The sequence below is a fragment of the Microvirga sp. KLBC 81 genome, from assembly GCF_003075415.1.
GTDB lineage: Bacteria > Pseudomonadota > Alphaproteobacteria > Rhizobiales > Beijerinckiaceae > Microvirga.
The window spans coordinates 1-20985 of record NZ_QDAH01000052.1 but is presented as its reverse complement, the minus strand read 5'-3'; the positions used below and the strand labels follow the sequence as shown (position 1 = coordinate 20985).

Here is a 20985-nt window from a genome sequence, read left to right as displayed (position 1 = left end):
ATGCGCCTCAATGTGCAACGGCCGCTGCCGCCGCCTCATCGATGAGGCGGCCAGTACGGAAGCGGTCCATGGTGAAGGGGGCAGCGATTGGATGGGGCTCGCCCTTGGCGATGGTGTGGGCGAAGACGTGACCAGAACCCGGTGTCGCCTTGAAGCCGCCGGTGCCCCAACCGCAATTGACGAACAGGCCTGGCACGGGCGTCTTGCCGATGATGGGAGAGCGATCCGGGGTCACGTCGACGATGCCGCCCCAGTTGCGCAGCATGCGCATGCGGGTGAATTGCGGGAATAGCTCGCAGATCGCATCAAGTGTGTGCGTCGCGATGTGGATGCCGCCCTGCTGGCTGTAGGACACGTACTGGTCCGTGCCTGCGCCGATGACGAGTTCGCCCTTGTCCGATTGCGAGATATAGGCATGGACCGCGTTCGACATGACCACGCAGGGAAAGACCGACTTGACCGGCTCGGAGACGAGCGCCTGCAGCGGGAAACTCTCCAGCGGCATGCGGACACCGGCCTTTTCCATAATCACGCTGGTGTGGCCTGCCGCCACCACGCCGACGCGAGGCGTGCGGATGAATCCTTTGGTCGTCTCGACCCCTTCAACCGCGCCACTGAGGCCGCGGCGAATGCCCGTCACCTCGCAGTTCTGGATGATGTCGACCCCCATCGCGTCCGCGCCGCGGGCATAGCCCCAGGCGACGGCATCATGGCGGGCCGTGCCGCCGCGCCGCTGCAGAGCCGCGCCCATGACCGGGTAACGCAGGCTCTTGGAGATGTTCAGGGGCGGACAGAACTCTTTGGCTTCCTCTGGCGTCAGCCACTCGTTGTCGATGCCGTTTAGGCGGTTCGCATAGACGTGGCGCTTGAAGCTCTGAACGTCATGGACGTTGTGCGCGAGCATCATCACGCCCCGGGCCGAATACATCACGTTATAGTTAAGCTCCTGGGACAGACCCTCCCAGAGCTTGAGCGCATGCTCGTAGATGGCGGCGCTCTCGTCATAGAGGTAGTTGGAGCGGATGATGGTGGTATTGCGGCCCGTGTTTCCGCCGCCGATCCATCCCTTTTCGAGCACTGCGATGTTCCGCATGCCATGCTCTTTCGCCAGGTAATAGGCCGTGGCGAGGCCGTGGCCGCCGCCACCTACAATCACGGCGTCGTAGCCGACCTTTGGCTCCGGGGCGCGCCATTGACGTCCCCATCCCTGGTGAGCATTCGTCGCCTCCTTCAGAAGCGTGAGAAGCGAAAATCGGCGCATTGGAACACCCTCGTGCTGTCCGCTTGTTATGCCGTACATTGGCCGCCGGACTTCGTATTTGCGCGACATTGGGGTAGAATGGATGCGACAGAGGATGGAAGATAATGGCGCAACCCGGTCGCAAGCTGAAAGTTGGCTTCGTGCTGATGCCAAAGTTCACCCTGACGGCTTTCTCAACCTTCCTGGACGTGCTGCGCCTGGCGGCCGACGAGGGGGATCTCAGCCGGCCGATCGCCTGTGCATGGGAGGTCATGAGCCCGCAGCGCCGGCCGGTCCGGTCCAGCTGTGGCATCGACATTCAGCCATCGTCGGATTTCGTCGACCCAAAGACTTTCGATTACGTGGTGATTGTAGGAGGGCTGCTACATGGCGCTCACGGGCTCCCTCCCGAGATCGCTCAATATCTGAGAGCCGCAGCCCAGGCTGGCGTGAAGCTCATCGGTGTCTGCACTGGCAGCTTCGTCCTATGCCGCTTGGGATTGATGACCGATCGCAAGTGCTGCGTCAGCTGGTATCACTACCGGGACTTTCTGGAGGAGTTTCCAGACCTCGTCCCGATTGCCGACCGCCTTTACGTGATCGATCAAGACCGCATTACGTGCTCCGGCGGGGCCGGCGTGGCTGATCTTGCGGCTCACCTGGTCAGCGACCATCTGGGACCGGCTCAGGCTTATAAGGCTTTGCACATCCTTCTCGTTGAACGGCCACGTCCAGGAGATACTGCACAGCCCGCGCCGTTCGTTGCTGCCACAAAGGATGACCACCTCGTCTCGCGGGCCCTGCTCCTCATGGAGCAGAATCTCATGGAGCCTCTCTCCGTCCAGGATCTCGCTGGGGCGCTGTCATTGAGCGTACGCCAGCTTGAGCGTCATTTCCGCAACCATTTGGGCGAGAGCCCACAGGAGAGCTACATGGCCCTGCGCCTCAAGCATGCGCGCTGGATGCTGGAGCATAGCGCCCTTCCGTCCGTCCTGATCGCGGCGGAACTCGGCTTCTCGGACAGCTCCCACTTCGGGCGCAGTTTCAAGGCACGCTATGGGATGACCCCTGCCCAATTCCGACAGATGAGCCGTCACGGTGATACGAAACCAGTCAGACGCCCATCGGCTCATGCATACGCTGGCGATAACGTTGACCGGCGGGTTTTCGACCAGAATCATGAGTCGGACGCATAAACCGAGAGGCAAGCGGCCCCAAAAGGACGAGAGCACTGGCTATCGCGGAGCTGAACCAAGCTCGTCCCCGATGCCCCGTCCGGCCTTATGCGTTTGATCACTCTGCTCCACCGCAGATTATTTAATCTGGAATCCGTGCGCCAGTGGATCCCGGTCGTCGACAAAGATCGTGTTGTGACCGGTGATACGGGCCCATCCCCCTATGCTCGGCGTGATCCCGTCGTAGGGTCCGACGGGGCTGGAGGCCTCGACTCGACCCTCAAAGATCGTGCCGATCAGGCTCTCATTTCGGTAGCTGTCTCCGATCTTCAGCCTTCCCCTCCCATACAGCTGCGCCATCCGGGCTGATGTTCCCGTCCCCCCAGGCGATCGGTCGATTGCCTTATCGCCATAGAAGACGGCGCTACGGCCATCCGCGACCTCGTTTCGTGCGTTGTCGCACCAGATTACGTGATGGACGCCACAGATTCTGTCGTTTTCGGGGTGCACGGGGACGCAGGTATCGGCGAGTGCCGCGCGAAGCCTTTGACTAAAGCCCACAAGCTCCCCGGCCGTCATGCTGTCCAAGCCAGCCCAATTCTCCTGTGGTTCGACAACTGCGTAGTAGTTACCGCCCCAGGCGATGTCCACGAGCAGACGTCCGACGCCCGGAACATCCACGCCGATGTCCGCGCTGTGCAGATAGCTTGCAACGTTGAAAAGGCGGACCGTCTCGACGAACTCGCCCTGCATCTCGTACTTGATGCCCACTTTCCCAGCCGGCGTCTCGATCGACAACGTCCCAGGGACCCTCGGGGTGACCAGTCCCTCTTCAATCGCCACCGTCACGAGGCCGATCGTGCCCGCTCCGCACATCGGAAGGCACCCGCTGACCTCAATGAACAGCACGGCAAAATCGCAGTCATCTCTGAACGCAGGGTAGATGATCGCGCCGGACATCACATCATGGCCACGCGGTTCGAACATGAGTGCCTTGCGGATCCAGTCGTGATCCCGCACAAAGATGTCACGTCGCTCCGCTATCGGAAGGTGCGGCAGCAACGGCCCGCCGCCGACCACAACGCGGACGGGGTTCCCGCACGTATGGGAGTCGATACAATAGAAACTGCGCCGCATTGGGTGCCCTTCCGATATGAGTGGCCGATCTCAGGTTGCTGCTGGCACGCGCTTGCGCTGAAGGGCGCCGCGCGAAATCCTGTCCAGAAGAAGCGCGACCGCAACGATTGCCAGTCCCGCTCGAAGGCCAAGTCCCATCTCCATTCGCGTCAGCCCTCTCGTAACCTCGGCTCCAAGACCGCCAGCCCCTACAAGTCCGGCCAATACGACCATCGCCAGGGAAAGAAGGATGCATTGATTGAGGCCAACGAGCAGCGTCGGCTTAGCGGAAGGAATCTCGATCTTGAACAGGATGGAGCGTGGGGATGCCCCGATGGCTCGGCCAAGCTCAAGCAGGTCCGCCGGAACCTGATTGAAGGCGAGCGTGGTCAACCGAAGCATCGGTGGTATGCCGTAGACGATGGTCGCAATGATTGCAGGAACGCGACCAAGGCCGAAAATCATGACGGCCGGAATTAGATACACCCACGGCGGCACGGTCTGCATGATGTCGAGAACGGGACGTATCGCCGCCTCTACCGTCTTGACCCGCGAAGCAAGAATCCCAAGCGGAAAGGCAATCAGCACGGAGATGGCTACAGCAACCGACACAAGTGCGATCGTCTGCATCGAGGCGACCCAAAGATCGGCAAAATAACAGAAGGTTAGCGCAACCACAGCGAGGATAGCAGTTCGCAGATTGATAAAAGAAAATACAAGGACGGCCACTGCGGCGACTAATATATATGCTGGAACTGCGAGGAGCGCTGCTTCGATCCCGGCTAGGATTGTCTCAGTTAGGTTAGTGATCAGCGCGAATAGCGGATGGAGGTTTCTATTGAGCCAATCGACAGCTGGAGCGAGAAAAGCGCCCGGCGAAAACTGAAGCATCGAAGGATTCATGGTTTACCTCCATCGCCTAAGCGGGCTGCACTCTGCGTTAGGCGATCAAGAACCATAGTGAGAGCTTGAGGCCGTTGCCGACAAGCTGGAGACGTTGATCAGGGAGCGCGGCGACCGGGGCATGAGCCGCTACGAGATGGGGCAATACTGCCGCCAGTTCAAGCGTCTCAAGATGTCTGAGGCGGATGAGGTGATCAAGCGTCTGGAGTCGTACCACCGGGTGCGCTTCCAGGCCATCAAGACTGAGAGCAAGCCGCGCAAGGCGTGGGTCTACGTAGGGTGATCAAGATGCCGGATACAAGAAAAGAGGCCCTCGTTTGGGCCGCGCTGAGACTGTCCGAGAAGGAAACGGATGCGTCGGTCGTCAGGGACATGATATACGCTGCGATCAACGACGATGGCCTGGAGGTCATTCACGCGATCAGGATTAAACAGGTACTGCGCAAGTGGTTGGATGATAACGAGCACATCGTCCGCTTCCACATGAAGGACTTCTGGCCTGTCGCATTCGAGCTGGACTCCAAGCCGCCACATGCAAAGGGATTTGAACTCGCTTTCAAAGCGCTGGTCGAACAGAGGATCTTAATAGAGGGGGCTCGTGAAGGCACATACACGGTGCGACGAGACAACCTGATCTGAAACGACGAGCCCCGCTTCGGCGGGGTTTTTTATTGCCCAGAGTTTCCAAGACGCCTTGCAAGACAGATTCCAAGGCGGGGGATGCCTTGGAATCTTTCGAGGTGTAAGTCGTTGAAGCATTTACCAAAACGAGCAAATCATAGAGGATTCCAAGACACCAAGACACCACCCCCTTCTCCCGCCCCTTCGAGGTTGTTTGAGAGGCAGCGGGTATATGGGGGGTGTCTTGGTGTCTTGTTTTCTAAGAGGATTTTATAAATTATTATTATTATTCAGCACGTTACACCTCGGAAGTTTCCAAGACAGAGGCGTCTTGGAATCTGTCTTGGTGTCTTGGAATCTCTGGGAAACGCTCGTGTTGCCTCGAAACCCTGCTGTTGTCTCATGCTGTCTCACGCGAAATGCCTGTTGCTGTCCCATGCTGTCTCAGGTACATATGTGCGGCACCCCAGAACATCGTTGGAAAAAACTTTGAAAACGGTGGCGGATCGCGCTCAGCGGCCCCCGCGACAGTCAGCCCACACTTGGAAGGACCCAAAGCGAGATCGAGGGTTCAGTCACACGGCCGTATCTCTCCCTGCCCAGCCCTGTTTCAAACCGTCTCATGTTGTCCGTCGCCACCTGCTGATAACCCAAAATGCTCACTCTTTGTTCTTTTGCATTAGTCCGGATTAAAGGCTGGTGTGCAATCATCTTTCGCACTTTCGCGCGAGGCGCCGGAGCAGGATGCGGCTCATGGCGAGATAGAGCAGCATCTCGTCGGTCTCGAGCAGGCGTTCGTAGGTCGGTGACAAACGCTCTGAGCGTCTGATAGCCCAACGAGGAATGCGGCCTCGCCGTGTTGTAATCCTCAATCCAGGCCGCGATCAGCTGGCGGGCATGGCCCAGACCGAAGAACAGGCTCTCGTTCAACAGCTCATCCTGCATGCCTGCTCCGAGATGCCGACCTGCCGGATCAGGTCGGCCACTGGCAGACCCAGCTCCGCCGACCTCAGGATTGCCACGATCTGCTCAACCGAAAACCGCTTCTTGCGCATGACAAACCGCCTTCACCAAAAAGGAAATCTGCCGACCAGACTAACAGAACGGCTGGATCACTTCGCCCGTGTCACCTCATATACAAAAACGGGCCGCGCAGCCGCTTGGATTCGCTCAGACATGTCTAGTTGATACTGGCCTCTTTTCTTCGGGGGACGTCGGAGCGACGGCGTTATCTGGAGGAGAAGAAACGTTCATAGAGGTTTCGGCCAGACCGCAGTCTATGATGCGGGCGCGGATACGCTCCCGGTGCATGATGTAAAGGCTCGACGCAATGACGATAACTGCTCCGACGACTACATTGGGTCGTAGAGGGTCATTGAAAAGCATAATGCCGTACAGGAGAGCCCAGACCAACATAGTGTACTGCATGGGCGCGACGCTTGCAGCCGGTGCGCGGCGAATGGCTGCGAGAGCCAGGAATTGGGCAATCCCCATGATCAGACCGGCCAGAGCGGCCAAGCCGACATCGGACGCATCCGGAGCACGTCCGACGAGGGCGACAGCCGGAATACTCACCGTCAGAAGACCCAGCATCACCGCCGCCACCATGACGCCTCGTTCCTCCTCATGCGCGATGCGCCTCATGATGAGCACAACGCCAGCGCTTGTAAAAACGTTGCCAAAGGCCGCGGCATGCCCGAGAGAAATAGGTGCGACGCCCGGCTGCACCATAATAAGAATGCCCATGAACCCGATAATGACGGCACTAAATCGGTACTTACCAACCTTTTCGCCGAGTAGCGGGATCGACGCCAAGGTCACGACCATCGGTGCGCAAAAGGTGATGGAATAAACGTCTGCCAGTGGCAGGACGGAGAAAGCATAAAAACCACAGACTGTTCCGACGCCTGCGAAGAGGCCACGCAAGAAGACAAGAAACGGATTCCGCACCTTCAAACGGGTAAGAGTTCCATCGCGCAGCAGCATGATGCTGAGCGGAATGCAGGCAAACGTCACCTGCATGAAGATGACCTGGAACACCGAATAGCGCATGGTCAGCGTCTTCACAATCGCGTCGCTCGATGTGAAGAGAAAGTTAGCCAGTAGCGCAAGCGCAACTCCGGTGGATGCGCTTGCGCCCGGACTATTTGGATGTGCTGTCAACTCCTGCCTCATCTGTTCCAAGAAGAAGGGAGCTTCCCAGTTGGTGGCGGTTTTACCCCTCCGACGCAGATATAGCGCTTCCCAGATCTGGAATATCTCCCGCGTCAGTCGCTTATTCTCAACCTCATCGCAGAGGCCTCACGGGTCGGAGGCCACATACTGCATTTCATGCAAACGGGACGGGTGAAGTAGGCCTCCGATGCACTATCATCCCTTGCTGACCGGTTCGTGGTGCTCTCCGCATGAACTCTGAGCCGGAACGTTCCGATGTTCGGCTTAAATCTGCACCCGCGACAGGTCCCTGCTTACTCGGTTGCAGGCTGTCACCAGTTGGTGACCGAGCCGTCCCGCCTCCGCAGATGCGGCGCTTCCCAGAACTCGAAGCTCTGCTTCGCGATCAGCTCCTCGTTGACCTCGATCCCAAGACCGGGCGCATCGGGAACGGGGTAATGCGCCCCCACCAGCCGCGGCTGAACCGGGAAGAAGTCAGAGTTGTCGAAACCGAGATGCGTTTCCGCGGGGCTCGCGCGGGTTTCGAGCCAGGAGAAGTTCGGAACAGCCGCCGAGAAATGGATGGTCGCCGCTGTGCAGACGGGCCCGAGCGGGTTGTGCGGCATCATGTCGACGTAGTGCGTCTCGCTCCAGGCGGCGACCTTCATCGATTCTGTGAGGCCGCCGACATTGCAGACATCGAGGCGGTTATATTGGTGGATGTCGCGTTCGATATAGGGCTGGAACTGCCATTTCGACGCGAACTCCTCGCCGATGGCGAAGGGAATATCGGTCAGCCGGCGCAGTGCTTCATAGGAACTCGGCGACTCGTCGCGGATCGGCTCCTCGAGGAAGTCGAGGGTGCCGGACGGCATCTTCTGGCAGAAGCTCGCCGCCTCCGCGACGCTGAGGCGATGGTGATAGTCGATGCCGAGAACGACGTCCTGGCCGAGCGCCTCGCGGGCCTTCACGCACCATTTCGCGGTCGTCGCGATATGCTCGCGCGGCTCGTAGATGTCCTTGTTCTCATGACCGGAGGGCGAGAGACGCATCGCGGTCCAACCATGCTCGATCAGCATCCGCGCCTGTTCGATCATTGCCGGACCGGGCTCCGCGAAGGTCGTCGCGAAGGTCGGGATCCGGTCGCGCTGCTTGCCGCCGAGCAACTCGTAGACGGGCACGCCGAGGGCCTTGCCCTTTATGTCGTGGAGCGCGATGTCGATAGCCGAGATCGCCGCCTGCAGCACCCGACCGCCCTCGAAATACTGGCTGCGGTACATTTCCTGCCACAGGGCGCCGATCCTGAACGGATCGCGGCCGCGCAGGAATTCGGCATAATGCTCGAGCGCGCCGACGACGGCTTTCTCGCGACCGGAGAGGCCGCTCTCGCCCCAGCCGAAAATGCCCTCGTCCGTCTCGACCTTCACCAGAAGCTGATTCCGGATGCCGACCTTGACAGCATAGCTCTTGATCGCAGTGATCTTCATCGTGTCCTCGTCACCAGTGCCACAGCGTGCCGTCTTCGAGACGGTTCACCGGCAGATAGGCGCGCTGGTACGGGAACTTCTCCGCCAACCTCTCATCGATATCAACGCCATGACCAATGGCGTCGCCCGGATGTAGGTAGCCGTCGGAAAGACTCCAGGCGCTCGGGAAGACTTCAAGGATCTCTGGCAGATAGCCGGAATATTCCTGGATGCCGAAATTGGGGACCCACAGGTCGAGGTGCAGGTTGGCGCCGAGGCAGATCGGCGACATGTCCATGGCGCCGTGACAGGCGGTGCGGACATTGTAGACGCTCGCGAAATCCATGATGCGGCGGAGTGCCGTCACGCCACCCGCATGCACGGTCGTCATGCGGATATAGTCGATGAGTTGCTCTTCCATGAGAAGCCGCGCATCCCAGATGGTGTTGAACACCTCGCCGACGGCAAGCGGTGTCGTGGTATGCTTGCGGATCAGCCGGAAGCCTTCCTGGTGCTCGGCCGCCACGGCATCCTCAAGCCAGAAGAGGCGCGCGAATTCCAGGTCCTTGCCGAGCCGCGCGGCTTCGATGGGCGTCAGGCGATGATGCGCGTCGTGCAGCAGCTCGATATCCCAGCCATGCGCCTCCCGCACCGCCTTGAAGAGTTCGGGCACATAGCGCAGGTATTTCGATGTCGACCAGGTTTCCTCGTGCGGGACCGCATCGTCGAGAGCGTTGTTCGTGACCGATTTCGCGCCCGTGCCGTAAACGTCCGGGAGTCCGGGAATGCCGACCTGGACACGGATCGCCTTGTAGCCCTGCTCATTGCGCCTACCGACGGCCTCCACCGCCTCGGCAATGTCTCGGCCCTGGGCATGAGTGTAGCACAGCACCTTCTCGCGGCTTGCGCCGCCGAGGAGCTGATACAGCGGCATGTTGGCGGCCTTGGCCTTGATGTCCCAGAGCGCGGTGTCGATGCCGGCGATCGCCGCCATGGTCACCGGGCCACGCCGCCAGTAGGCGCCCCTGTAGAAATACTGCCAGATGTCCTCGATCCGGCTCGGGTCACGGCCGATCAGAAGCGGTGCGAGATGGTCCTGAAGATAGGCGGCAACAGCCAGCTCCCGGCCGTTCAGCGTCGCGTCGCCGACCCCGGTCAGCCCCTCGTCGGTGAAGATCTTGACCGTGACGAAATTGCGCCCTGGCGAGCAGACGATAACTTTCACGTCGGTGATTTTCATCGATTCATCCGTTGGCTGAAAGCGTGCGGCCGGCGTCGTACCGGAACCGGGTGTGTATGCGCCGATTGCGTGGGTCGGGATGGGGGATGGCGGAGAGCAGCGCCCGCGTGTAGTCGTGCGCCGGGTTGTTGACGACCTGATCGGTGTCGCCCACCTCGACGATCTTGCCCCGATACATGACCGCGACGCGGTCGCACATGTAGCGGATCACCGACATGTCATGGGAAATGAAGACGTAGGAGAGACCGAGCTCGTCCTGCAGCTTCATCATGAGGTCGAGCATCTGGGAGCGCAGCGAGACATCGAGCGCCGAGGTCGCCTCGTCGGCGATGATGAGCCGCGGGTTCAAGGCGATCGCACGGGCGATGCCGATGCGCTGCCGCTGCCCGCCGGAAAAGGCATGCGGATAGCGCTCTCGCCAGGCCGGCTCGAGCCCCACCTGCTGCATCAGGTCGGCGACACGGTCGTTGAGCTCCCTGCCCTTCATGCCGGCGATCTTGAGCGGCTCGGCGATGATCTGGCCGACGGTCTTGCGTGGACTGAGCGACCCGACTGGGTCCTGAAAGATCATCCGGACCTCGCGGCGGATCTTCTCCAGGGCGGCCTTGTCGGCGGTGCGGATGTCGACTGTCTGGCCGTCCGGGCGGCGATAGTCGATGGCGCCGGCCTGTGCATCGTAGATGCGCAGCAGACAGCGTCCCATCGTGGTCTTGCCCGAACCGGACTCTCCGACGATGCCGAGAGTCTCACCAGGGCGCACGGTCAATGAGACATCGTCAACCGCCTTGAGGCCGGAGGGGAAGGTGAGCGAGAGGTTCCGCACATCGAGAAGCGGAGGAGTTGCAACGGGGATCGCCGGTCGCGCCAGACGAACCTCCGCCTTCTTCTCCAGCTTGACGACCGATCCGATCAGCCGGCGCGTATAGTCGTCCTGCGGCGCGTGGAAGATCTGCTCCACCGGCCCCCTCTCCCTCACCTTGCCGCGATACATGACGAGGACCTCGTCGGCAATCTCGGCCACGACGCCCATGTCATGGGTGATGAAGAGCACGGCCATGCCATGGCTCTGCTGCAGCTTCTTGATGAGGTCGAGGATCTCGGCCTGGGTCGTGACGTCGAGCGCCGTCGTCGGCTCGTCGGCGATGAGTACCGAGGGGTTGCAGGCGAGCGCCATGGCGATCATCACGCGCTGGCGCATACCGCCCGAGAACTCGAAGGTGTAGCGATCGATCGCCGATTCAGGGCGCGGAATTTCCACCTGTCGCAGGAGTTCGAGAACGCGCTCGCGCTGTTCGTGCTTCGGGGTTCCGAAGTGGATGCGTAGCGCCTCGCCGATCTGCGTCCCGATGCGGTGAACCGGCGAGAGCGAACTCATCGGCTCCTGGAAGATCATGGCAATCTCCTTGCCGCGCACGTCGCGGATCGCTCTACCCCGCGGGTCGAGCTTGGCGAGGTCGGTCGTCGAGCCGTCGGCACGCGTCAACAGGACCGAGCCGCCCTCGATGCGGCCGGGCCTGTCGACGATCTGCAGGATCGAGCGGGCGGTCACCGACTTGCCGGAGCCGGATTCGCCGACCACGCACAGCGTCTTGCCGCGTTTCAGCTCGAAGGAGACACCATCGACCGCCTTGAAGAGACCGGTGCGGGTCGGGAAGTAGGTCTTGAGGTCCCTGACCTCCAGGATTGTGTCCTTCGTCATGCTCATGACACCGCCTCGTAGGGATCTGCGGCATCGCGCAAGCCGTCGCCGAGGAAATTGAGGGAAAGAACTGAAATGACGATGGCGGCGGCCGGCGTGAAAAGCAGCCACGGCGCCTGGGCGACCGCGCGAATGTTCTGGGCCTCCTGCAGGAGCACACCCCAGGAGACAATCGGCGGCTGCAGGCCGATGCCGAGGAAGGACAGCGCCGTCTCGGCCAGGATCATCGAGGGGATCGCAAGCGTCAGTGTCGCGATGATATGGCTGATGAAGGACGGCACCAGATGGTGGAAGATGATGCCGATTTCGCTCATGCCGTCGAGGCGCGCGGCTGTCACGAAGTCCTCGTTTCTCAAGGACAGGAACTTGCCGCGCACCTCGCGCGCCAGGCTCGTCCAGCCAATCAGCGAAACGATCAGCGTGATGACAAAATAAGTGCGAAGCGGCGGCCAGCCCACGGGGATCGCGGCCGCGAAGCCCATCCACAGAGGAATGGTCGGGATCGAGCGCAGCAGCTCGATGAAGCGCTGGATCGCGAGATCGATCCAGCCACCGAAGAAGCCGGAGATGCCGCCGATGGCCACCCCGAGGATCAGGCTGACGAAGACGCCTACAAGGCCGATCGACAGCGAAATCTTGGCGCCATGGACAACGCGCGAGAAGATGTCGCGACCGAGGCGGTCGGCGCCGAAGATGTACATGCTGTCGCCCGGCTTAGGGTTCGTGAGGCCGAAGAGCTTCGTCTGCATCGGAATGAAGCCCAGCACGTAATAGGGCTGCTGCGCCGGGACGAAGAACGACACTGAGATGGGCTTCGTTGGGTCGGGCGTGAACTCCCGGCGCATCGACTCGGTGTTCAGCGTCATCTTGAGCTGGTTGACATGCGGCTTGAACGAGCCGTTCAACATCAGTGACAGGCCTTGGGGTGGCGCATAGGTGAAGCGCGAATTGGTAGCGTTGGGATCGAACGGCGCGATGAAATCCGCAAATGCCGCGACGAGATACATGAACACGATCACGACGAGGCTCACGAGCGCGATCTTGTGTTTCTTGAACTTGAGCCAGAACAGGCGCCACTGGCCGGCCACGGCCATGTCCCTGCCGTGCAGATCGAGCGAGGCCGCGGTCTCGGGCGGGAGGCTGGTGATATCTGTCATTGGAGTCGGATCCGCGGGTCGGTAATCGCCAGGAGAATGTCCGAAATCAGCGTGCCGATGATGGTGAGCACGGAGATCAGCAGGATGAGCGAGCCGGCGAGATACATGTCTTGGGCGAGCAACGCGCGAAGCAGCAGCGGCCCTGTCGTCGGCAGGCTCATGACGACGGAGACGATGATCTCGCCCGAGATCACGGCCGGCAGGATCCAGCCGAGGGTCGAGATCAGCGGGTTGAGGGCAAGGCGCACCGGATACCGCAGCAGGAGCTCCAGTTCGGACATGCCCTTCGCGCGTGCCGTTGTGACATAGGGCTTTGAAAGTTCATCGAGCAGATTGGCGCGCATGATGCGCACCAGCGCGGCGAGTGATCCGAGACCGATCACGACGACCGGCAGCCAGACGTGCTGGGCGAAGTCGACGAGCTTACCAAAACTCCACGGCGCATCGACATAGTCGGGCGAGAACAGCCCCCCGACACTCTGACCGAACCAAGCGGACATGATGTACATGGCCGAGAGCGCCATCAGGAAGTCGGGCACGGCGAGGAAGAAGAAGGCCAGGAAGGTCGCCGTGTAGTCGGAGATCGAGTACTGGCGCACCGCCGACAGGATCCCGATCGGGATGGCGATCGCCCAGACGAAGCAGAGCGTCAGAACCGAGAGCAGCAGCGAGAAGCCGAGGCGGTTCCAGATGAGTTCCGTGACCGGCTTGCCGAAATCGAAGGAGATGCCGAAATCGCCGTGCATCAGGATGCCGGCCATCCACTTATAGTACTGAAAATAGACCGGCTGATCGAGACCGTAGCGATCCCGCATGGCAGCGACTGTGCCCGCTTCCACCGCACCGCCTTGGCTGGCCCATTCGGCCATCAGGGTCGTGAGATAATCGCCCGGCGGGAGCTGGATGATGATGAAGGCGACGATGGAGACGGCAAACAGTGTCGGAATCGCGAACACCATTCGCTTGGCGATGTAACGAAGCATGAGCCTGACCGTTCGATGAAATCGAAGGATTAGCCGGCGGCAGAATGGAAACCGCCGCCGGCACAGGGAGGAGCCTTCCGAGAAGCCCTACTTGGTTGGCTTGTCGAAATACCACTGGGTCAGCGTCGGAGCCGGGTGCCAGAGGTTGCCGGCGATCGGAAGCCCGTTGACGACGTTCTTCAGATTGTTCGATACCATCATGTACTTCGGCATGGGACGCGAGATGCCGATGTTGAGAAAGTTGTCGGCCGAAAGATTGAGGAATTCCTTCATCTTCTCGCGGCGGTCGTCATCAGTGACGGCGGCATTGACCTTGTCATAGGCGGCCATCAACTCCTTAATGTTGGCTGGCGGCTCTTCGCCTGTATTGTGATTGGAATACCATTCGGCCCAGCGGACAGCGAAGAAGATGTCGGCCTTCTGGAAGGGCATGTAGCAGCGGACATCCGTATAGGCGTCTGAAAGTCCACCAACACAGTTCCAGATGTAGGCATCCTGCTCGTTCGCAGCCCACATGGTGTTGAGGCGGGCGCGGTCGGTGGTACGGATCTGAATATCGATGCCAACATCCTTGGCGTATTGCTGTACCATCTGCATGATATCCGGGTAGGACAGGCCGAAGACATCGGCTACCATGAAGTTGATGGTGAAGCGCTTGCCTGTTTCATCCAGACGAAAGCCTTCGGCATCCTTCTTCGGCATGATCTTGTCGAGGATTTCATTCGAGCGCTTGGGATCGTACTCAGTATATTGCTTCGCCTGGCGCTCGTTGTAGAGCTCGTGCTCAGGCTGGGCGGCCACCTGGGCGGGAGCGCCCTGCCCCACATAGACGAGATCGATGATTTCCTGCCGGTTGATCGCGTGGCTCAGCGCGATCCTAAAATCCTTGTTCTGGAATATCTTGCGCTTCACCGGATCGGTTGAAGTCAGGTTTAGTAGGATAGCGGCATCACTTGCCGGCAGGTCCTTGACGTCGACAATACGGTAGTTGCCCGTTTTCTGTCCATCGAACAGCACCGACTTGAAGGTGGAATTGTTGATGTGGCGGAACGCGAAGTCGAACTCGCCCGACGTCATCTTGAGCGCCATCACCTGCGGGTCGTCGAGCTTCGCCCAGGTAACATTGTCAATGTAGGGGAGCTGGTTTCCGGCCGTGTCGACCTTCCAGTAATAAGGATTGCGGGTAGCAGCGACGCGCTCGCTGTCCGCATAGGGAACGGTCAGCACCCAGGGATTGAGGGTCGGCAGATCGAGATTCTGCCAGAAGGGCGGCTGGAAGGATAGCGAGACCTTGGAGTTGAACAGCGCCACCCAGTCGCCGGCTGCCGGATTTGCCTTCAGCAGCGCCGGGATGCCCTCCTTGTTGTACTTCTCGTGGAACTGGCTGAGATAGTGCTTGGGATAGATGACCGGCAGATGGCCCTGGCCGTAGGCAAGCTGCTGCAGGAAGAGGCCGTAGGGCGACTCGAACTTGAACTCCACCGTCTGGTCGTCGATCTTCGTTACCTTCACGGGCTTGCCAGCCACCGTGAAGGTCGGGTTCTTGGCGGGCGAGAGCGCGTTGTTCATGAACACGTCCTCGTACCAGAACATGATGTCGTCCGCCGTGAACGGATGACCGTCGCTCCACTTCAGGCCCTTGCGGAGCTTGAACGTGTAGGTGGTCGCATCGTCGGACGCCTTGAACTCCTCGGCAAGCGACGGCATGACCTTCTTCCACTGCGGATCCCAGCGCACGAGCAGCTCGTTGGCGATGGTGCGGGTCAGGTTGTACTGGTCGCCGTTGGCCAGGATCGTCGTGCGCAGGGTACCGCCATATTTGCCGACGCCGTCGACCATAGTTTCCACGTAGGGCTTTTCCGGAAGGCGGTTAGCAACGGCGGGCAGCTTGCCTGCCTTGACCTGCTCATCGAGCATCGGCGCCTGCTTGTAATCCGCCGCCCAGGCGGGGGCGAACGAACCTAGAAGCATGATACTCAAAAGCCCCGTCGACGCGACGACGCCAAGCAGCTTTTGCTGGTAACGCATTTTTTCCTCCTGTTGCCCAGCTTCCTTCGCCGGTTTCCTTTTGGGACGAGCTTATTGCGGCTCTCATATTCAAAAGCTCGCAAATTACACATTATCTGTCAATTCGAATGTGCGAACTGAGACGTATTACTCTCAGTCAGGTACTGGAAAATGCGTCGAGATTAAGCTCGTTAGGATAGCGAGTGTCATTCGACGGCCTGTTCTCAAGTACGAAACTTAGTAGACGACAGCGTCCCCTTCTGTGAGAAGAGCTGCGAGACAATGTCTTTCGCGAGAGAGGCAGGCAAAACAGGCATCTTTGAAGCCCTGTATGTGGGACTCACGTTGTCGCACCATCTGATCAGCCATGAAGTCGATGTTTCGGCGGCTGTATATGGACCTGAATCTGCCAGTTATGAGAGTCGTTGGCGCGACGCTCTGTCTCTTCGGCAGGTTACGCACGAGCTTCAGGCCAACTTCAGGGTCGCACATTATCGGATCGGGGCGGCCGCCGGCGCAGGTTGCAGGCGAACGCCGGTGCGAACTTGAGTACTGATCGCCTGATCATCTCATAGGGACGTCGAGCCTACAACTGGCGATGAAGCCGGACGAGGTCCACGATAAACTCGGGCGGAAAGCGATGGCGTTGGTAGGAGATGGGTTGCATTCCCCTACCATATTGCGTTTTGACCCAACCCATCGTCTTTCGTGCAACAAGACCTTTATGAGCTGCGCAGGAGGAACCCTTTGTGTCCGGACCTACCAGTTTGTATAGCTGCCATCCCGTCGCCTGAGATGCGGGGGCTCCGAGAAACGGAAACTCAGGGAACGGACATAGTTCTCATCAACGTCGGCACCGAGCCCTGGCACGTTAGGGACAACGTAATCGCTCCCTTGCAGTGCCACCTGAACGGGAAAGATCTCTGTGTTGTCGAACCCGAGTTGCTCCACGGGTGAAGACCGACATTCCAGCCAAGCAAAGTTGGGGACTGACGCAGCCAAGTGGACGCTAGCAGCCGTGCAGATGGGTCCAAGTGGATTGTGAGGCATCAGGTCGACATAGTGAGCCTCGCTCCAACCTGCCACTTTCATGGCTTCAGTAAATCCTCCGACATTGCAGATATCAATGCGGTTAAACTGATGCAGATTTCCTTCGATATAAGGCAGAAATTGCCACTTGGAGGAGAACTCCTCGCCGATGGCGAATGGAACGTCAGTCAACTGCCGAAGGGATTCATACGCCGATGGGGTCTCGTCACGGATCGGCTCCTCGATGAAGTCTAGTGTACCCGATGGCATTCTCTGGCAGAAGGCTGCCGCTTCTGCGACGCTGAGGCGATGATGATAGTCGATGCCGAGCGTGACCTCTGGGCCAAGCTCCTCGCGCGCGCGTACCATCCACGGCGCCGTCTTGGCGATGGACTCGCGCGGCTCAAACCGATCCGTTGCATGCTGGCCCGCCGGCACGAACCGAATGCAGCTCCAGCCTGCGTCCTGTAACTGCTTGGCCTGCTCGATCATCTCGGGGCCGGGCTCCGCAGGAGCCGTGGCAAAGGCCGGGACCCGATCCCGCTGCTTACCGCCGAGCAGCTGATAGACGGGAACGCCGAGCGCCTTCCCTTTGATGTCGTACAGAGCAATGTCGATTGCGCTGATTGCAGCGGAAAGAACTCGGCCCCCTTCGAAGTACTGACTGCGATAGAGCTCCTGCCAGAGCGCACCAGCCTGCATCGGATCACGGCCGATGAGGAACTCTCGGTAATGGTCGATCGCCCCCATGACGGCGCGCTCGCGACCGGAGAGACCCGACTCGCCCCACCCGTAGATTCCCTCGTCCGTTTCTACCTTGATGAGCAGTTGATTGCGCCACCCAACCAAAATAGGGAAGCAATGAATAGCCGTGATCTTCATTGGTCTGACCTTGAGATGCTTTCTTGTTAGAGCGGCGACGGTTCGCCAAGGCATGAAAGTGTTGGATTGGCTCGTGACACTAGGCACTGATGGTGCTCGCGGACTCGCATGTTTACGGTTAGTTGGTGGCCTGCCGGTTTCGGGCCTCAGAGCCATGCAATCATCGGTGACGGCGCGATCAGCTGATCCGAGACCACTTCAGCTTAGAGGAATGGATGTTTCGTCCAGACTGCCTCACCAGTTCAGGATCGCGCCATCCGCCGAAAGAGCTTCTCGCGCGGGGATGACCTCTGGCTCGAACGGGTGCTTGGCCGCGGCAACTTCGTCGAGTTCAACTCCTAAACCGGGAGAGGTCGGCACCGCCCAGCGGCCATTTTCAAGCACAATCGGGTGTTGCACCACCTCATCATACCAGTCGACGAGCCCGCGCGCCTCCTCCTGTATGACGAAGTTCGGCGTGGCCACGGCAAAATGTAGTGCGGCAGCCCCGCTGATCGGTCCCAAGGGATTGTGAGGTGCAACGCCCATGTGGCCAACTTCCGCGATGGCAGCGATTTTCTTCCCCATCGTGAAGCCGCCGACATGGCAGAGATCAGGCTGCACGATGCTCACTGCTTTGTGCGCGGCAAGATCGAAGAACTCCCTTGGCGTAAACAGGCGCTCGCCTGTTGCCAGAGGGGCCTGGACTTTGGAGGCGACCAACGCCATGGCCTCGTTATCGCCCGGCTGGATTGGCTCCTCCACGAAGAGGGGCCGCATCGGCGATATCGCATCGATGTAGGCTACGGCAGCGCTGATGGAGCCGCACCGGCCGTGGAAGTCGAACATGATGTCGATCTCATCACCAACCGCGAGGCGGATCCGCTCCACAAGCCTGGCGACGTGTTTTACCTCGGGGATCGGCGCGTCGTAATGAGTGTAGGGAACGACGCCGAGCTTCACCGCCCTATAACCCATCGCGACTGTCGCCTCGACACCGGCCACATAGCTCTCGATATCCTTCGGGTCAACTTGTGCTCCGATCTTGCCACGCTGGAAATGCGTGTAGACACGGACCCAGTCGCGGCTCTGCCCGCCAAGAAGACGCCAGACGGGCACGCCCAAATCCTTAGCCGCGATATCATGGAGTGCCATCTCGATGCCGCTGATCGCCGATAGCCCGATCACACCCAGTGGCCAGAAGCTATGCATCTGCATCTTCCGTACCAGATGCTCGATTCGGCGTGGATCCTCTCCGATCACGAAGGCCGCGAGATCCTCGACAGCGCCTACTACTGCTCGGGTCTTCCACTCGAGAGTGGCCTCACCCCAGCCATAGAGGCCAGGCTGGTCGGTCAGCACCTTTACGAAAATCCAGTTGCGGTGAATTGCGTTCACGATCTTTGTTTCGATGCCTGTGATTTTCATCCGGGTGTCCTTTTCGAGCTGGTAATCAGAGGTAGTAAGATCCGGTTGGCGGCCATCTGGATAGTGCTTGGAAGGCGATCAACAGCATCATCACTGCTGTAATCTCCATCGTCAGGGGAAGGAGCACAGCTCTCAGCAGTGATGTTGCCGCTACGTATGACAGCAATGAACGCCACCTTTGCTGGTGGAGTGGCCGGTATGATCGACGTGGCTGCTTGAAGCGGATTGATGCCGAGTCGCGTAATAGGCAGCATCAGAAAGGACAGGCAGACGCTGATTGTGGCGCCAATGTCTGGAACCATGGCAGGGATCAGCATCAACACTGTGTTGACGAACAGGTGAGCCTCGAAGTTTTGCGCAGAGGCGGCAATTGCGCCGGAAATGGCGAGCAGACCGAGCGTTTAGGAATGAATAGAAGTGGCGGCTACCGAAAGATGAATGCTCGCACAAGTTCTCGATCGGGCGGCAAATGCCGTCCACAATAGGCAGATGTCGGCCTTGCGGATAATGAGTAGATGGAGCGTGACCTTGGAAGCGCGAAACACCACGCTGCCCATGGTGGTGAAGGACGCAGGGCCCACGAGCAGGGTCTAGAGCGCCACACAAGGGGCTCCTTAACTGCTTGCCAAATCGGATTCGTGGAAGCCCTTTGGGAACGCCGGCGCTCACTGTTTCCTCGACCAATTTCATAAGATTCTTTGTTTTTGATACTCTAACTTACCTAAATTGTACACAACCTGTCAATCCTATTGTGCGAACTTGCATGAGTGCTGGTCTTCGTGACATGATTGATTTTGGTGCCGGATAGTACGTAGCCGGCAGGTCGAGTCATACAGAAGCGCAAGAGTTCGGGCATGGGCGGGAGAGCGGTGCGAATTGTCAAATCGGTTCAGGACGGAGAAGCAACTGGCCAAGATCGAGGTCAGTGCCTTCATGACTTGATCCGGGAGGACATTGTTGAAGGGCGTCTTGAACCCGGCGCTCGCCTCAAAACGGCGGAACTCGCAAAGCGCTATGGCACGAGTACAAACCCCGTCCGCGAGGCCCTTCATCACCTACAAGGGGAAGGAATTGTGATCATCTCGCCGAATAGGGGTGCACGTGTACGCCCTATCAGCGAGGATTTTGTACGCAACATTTACGAAATCAGGGCGCTTATCGAGCCGTATCTCGTCCGCTGGTTCGTCAACTATGCGACGGATCGTGAGATCGAAGCACTCGAGATCCTCCAACGAGACATCGACGAAAACCGCAGCGACTATCAGGGGTACTGGCAAGCCAACGAGCAGTTTCACAACATCATCTACGGGCGGCATTATAATCAGGAGGCTGTCGAGCTGGAAGTCCAGCAGCGTAAGGTGCTGCACATCCTCACTCGCCGATTTGCGATCAGCCGCGCACGTTGGCAGGCCATCACTCGAGAGCACTGGGATATCATTGAAGCAATCAAGCGCCATGACGCTGATGAAGCGGCACGCGTCATGGAACAGCATGTCCGAGGGGCCTGTCAGCACCTGATTGAACAAATGCGGGCCGCCTCAGTAAACAAGGCTCTTCATCGCCCATGAGGTAGTGACAATACTTGTTCTTCTCGGCCGTCACCTGATGCTTGAATCTAGTTTTTGTGTCTATGCACCCACCACTTGCAAGCAGCGAGGCCATACCGAGTCTTCCGCAGCAGCTGGAGGGTGCCATTCGCTCTAATCCGCCTTGGTCTTTCCCTCGTGCTTCCTGGCGGGCGAGAACAAGCATCTTCAACATCAACGAATGGGCTTGCAGGATTACTGCAAGCCAGTTCCATCCCCTGCGCTTATGTAGAGATTGCTAGCACATGAAGATCACGGCAATCCGGTCCTACCCTGTCTGGGTTGGCGATCGAAACCAGCTCATCGTCAAGGTTGAAACC

General features: G+C 59.4%; 16 protein-coding genes and 2 pseudogenes. 4 read left to right on the top strand and 14 right to left on the bottom strand.

Features of this window, described 5'->3' with window-relative positions:
* Positions 1-7: 7 nt before the first annotated feature.
* On the bottom strand, positions 8-1261 hold the full coding sequence (locus DC522_RS23755) for a sarcosine oxidase subunit beta family protein (protein ID WP_116531090.1): 1254 nt from the start codon (positions 1259-1261) through the stop codon (positions 8-10).
* A gap of 104 nt (positions 1262-1365) precedes the next feature.
* Here DC522_RS23755 and DC522_RS23750 point away from each other — a divergent pair, with 104 nt between their 5' ends.
* Positions 1366-2436, top strand: a complete 1071-nt coding sequence (locus DC522_RS23750) for a GlxA family transcriptional regulator (protein ID WP_116531089.1) — start codon at positions 1366-1368, stop codon at positions 2434-2436.
* Between the two features lie 117 nt (positions 2437-2553).
* Here the strand turns inward: DC522_RS23750 and DC522_RS23745 are convergent, their stop codons facing one another.
* Entirely contained in the window at positions 2554-3552 is a 999-nt protein-coding gene (locus DC522_RS23745) for a 4-hydroxyproline epimerase (RefSeq protein WP_116531088.1), read from the bottom strand.
* A gap of 30 nt (positions 3553-3582) precedes the next feature.
* Entirely contained in the window at positions 3583-4434 is an 852-nt protein-coding gene (locus DC522_RS23740; RefSeq protein ID WP_116531087.1) for a proline/glycine betaine ABC transporter permease, read from the bottom strand.
* A 94-nt stretch (positions 4435-4528) separates the two neighbouring features.
* On the opposite strand from DC522_RS23740, the gene DC522_RS23735 reads away from it, so the two are divergent.
* Positions 4529-4717: a hypothetical protein gene (locus DC522_RS23735; protein ID WP_116531086.1), complete on the top strand. Its 189-nt coding sequence runs from the start codon at positions 4529-4531 to the stop codon at positions 4715-4717.
* A 5-nt stretch (positions 4718-4722) separates the two neighbouring features.
* Complete coding sequence (locus DC522_RS23730; protein ID WP_133239356.1) at positions 4723-5073, top strand: hypothetical protein; 351 nt, start codon at positions 4723-4725, stop codon at positions 5071-5073.
* 804 nt (positions 5074-5877) lie between these two features.
* On the opposite strand, the pseudogene DC522_RS23720 reads toward DC522_RS23730, so the two are convergent.
* The 11 genes and pseudogenes from DC522_RS23720 to DC522_RS23670 all read right to left on the bottom strand — a co-directional run.
* Positions 5878-6000: pseudogene (locus DC522_RS23720) on the bottom strand (transposase); the annotation flags it as partial.
* Between the two features lie 2 nt (positions 6001-6002).
* Positions 6003-6110 (bottom strand): annotated as a pseudogene (locus tag DC522_RS37385) (transposase); the annotation flags it as partial.
* 115 nt (positions 6111-6225) lie between these two features.
* Positions 6226-7218 (bottom strand): DMT family transporter, encoded by a 993-nt coding sequence (locus DC522_RS23710; RefSeq protein ID WP_165820276.1) that lies wholly within the window; start codon positions 7216-7218, stop codon positions 6226-6228.
* A gap of 323 nt (positions 7219-7541) precedes the next feature.
* On the bottom strand, positions 7542-8696 hold the full coding sequence (locus DC522_RS23705) for a mandelate racemase/muconate lactonizing enzyme family protein (protein WP_116531083.1): 1155 nt from the start codon (positions 8694-8696) through the stop codon (positions 7542-7544).
* 10 nt (positions 8697-8706) lie between these two features.
* Positions 8707-9915 carry a D-mannonate dehydratase ManD gene (gene manD, locus DC522_RS23700; protein ID WP_116531082.1) on the bottom strand — a complete coding sequence of 403 codons (1209 nt, stop codon included), beginning with the start codon at positions 9913-9915 and terminating at the stop codon, positions 8707-8709.
* Between the two features lie 4 nt (positions 9916-9919).
* On the bottom strand, positions 9920-11620 hold the full coding sequence (locus DC522_RS23695; protein ID WP_116531081.1) for an ABC transporter ATP-binding protein: 1701 nt from the start codon (positions 11618-11620) through the stop codon (positions 9920-9922).
* The gene (locus DC522_RS23690; protein ID WP_116531080.1) at positions 11617-12771 is read right to left on the bottom strand and encodes an ABC transporter permease; all 1155 of its coding nucleotides are present in this window, start codon (positions 12769-12771) and stop codon (positions 11617-11619) included. The genes DC522_RS23695 and DC522_RS23690 overlap by 4 nt, the downstream gene beginning before the upstream one ends.
* Positions 12768-13754 carry an ABC transporter permease gene (locus DC522_RS23685; protein WP_047187352.1) on the bottom strand — a complete coding sequence of 329 codons (987 nt, stop codon included), beginning with the start codon at positions 13752-13754 and terminating at the stop codon, positions 12768-12770. Before DC522_RS23685 ends, DC522_RS23690 begins: the two co-directional genes overlap by 4 nt.
* Positions 13755-13841: 87 nt before the next feature.
* Positions 13842-15782 carry an ABC transporter substrate-binding protein gene (locus DC522_RS23680; RefSeq protein ID WP_116531079.1) on the bottom strand — a complete coding sequence of 647 codons (1941 nt, stop codon included), beginning with the start codon at positions 15780-15782 and terminating at the stop codon, positions 13842-13844.
* Between the two features lie 738 nt (positions 15783-16520).
* Positions 16521-17672: a mandelate racemase/muconate lactonizing enzyme family protein gene (locus DC522_RS23675; RefSeq protein ID WP_116531078.1), complete on the bottom strand. Its 1152-nt coding sequence runs from the start codon at positions 17670-17672 to the stop codon at positions 16521-16523.
* A gap of 234 nt (positions 17673-17906) precedes the next feature.
* Positions 17907-19079, bottom strand: a complete 1173-nt coding sequence (locus tag DC522_RS23670; RefSeq protein WP_116531077.1) for an enolase C-terminal domain-like protein — start codon at positions 19077-19079, stop codon at positions 17907-17909.
* An 869-nt stretch (positions 19080-19948) separates the two neighbouring features.
* Between DC522_RS23670 and DC522_RS23665 the strand changes: the two genes are divergently transcribed.
* Positions 19949-20647, top strand: a complete 699-nt coding sequence (locus tag DC522_RS23665; protein ID WP_245444453.1) for a GntR family transcriptional regulator — start codon at positions 19949-19951, stop codon at positions 20645-20647.
* Positions 20648-20985 lie beyond the last annotated feature (338 nt).